Origin of the sequence: Liquorilactobacillus sicerae, from assembly GCF_029916425.1 — a bacterium.
Classification (GTDB): Bacteria; Bacillota; Bacilli; order Lactobacillales; family Lactobacillaceae; genus Liquorilactobacillus; species Liquorilactobacillus sicerae.
In genome coordinates, this window is sequence record NZ_JAHAVQ010000056.1 from 1 (window position 1) to 785 (window position 785).

The 785-nt window shown below is 36.9% G+C and carries 1 protein-coding gene and 1 pseudogene; both read right to left on the minus strand.

All coding sequences use genetic code 11. The features are described 5' to 3' along the window. On the minus strand, positions 1-432 hold a 432-nt coding region (locus KH893_RS11145; protein WP_281166189.1), incomplete at its 3' end, for a CopY/TcrY family copper transport repressor. A gap of 99 nt (positions 433-531) precedes the next feature. Next, a pseudogene (locus KH893_RS11150) lies at positions 532-768 on the minus strand (NAD(P)H-binding protein); the annotation flags it as partial. Positions 769-785 lie beyond the last annotated feature (17 nt).

Genomic DNA, 785 nt, shown 5'->3' on the forward strand with positions numbered 1-785 from the left:
ACCTTCTTCCCCAGGCAAGCAGTTACAAGCAACTACTTCGGCTGCATCCGGTAACTTTTTATTTAAAGTTCCCACCATCGCCTCGATATCCTTTTTAGATAGATCTAATTCTTCAATCAAATGATTCAAAACCATACCGTTTTTCATGGCACACATTGAAGCAAATAGATTATCACCAGCCTGCAGCATTGCCGAACTCTCAGAAATAAGAGGGGTGAACTTTCTACCGCGGCTGACACCGTCATCAGCCAAATAGCCTTTTTTTTCTAACCGAAATACCAAGGTTTTCACTGTTGAAGGTTGCCATGTTTCTTTGCGGTTCAAATATTTAATTAACTCACTAGTAGTGGCTTGGCCAAGCGACCAAACAATCCTCATGACTTGCCATTCGGAATTAGAAATTTGTTCTTTTTTATAATCTACATTTGTCATCTATAACTTATAGTCTACACATGTAAACTTAAAAGTCAAGAAAAAAACGTTCGAAAAAATCGAGCGCCATAAAAATGAAAAATGAAATTTGTTAATTATTTAATAAAAACTCGGCTTAGCGAAGTTTGTGTTTGGCTCAACGACAGCATTTGATTCACGAACTCCCAATTTTGGATTTTTGATCATATCAATTACATATTGCGAAACGGCCTGACGAGTGACCTGAGCGCCAATTAAAGGTTGACCTTTTTTTTGAGTTTCATAATTAGTATTACCATCTTGATTATAAAGCCAGGTCATTCGCATATAGGTATAATCCAAATCAGACTTCTCCAATTAAGTAACTGCCTGTT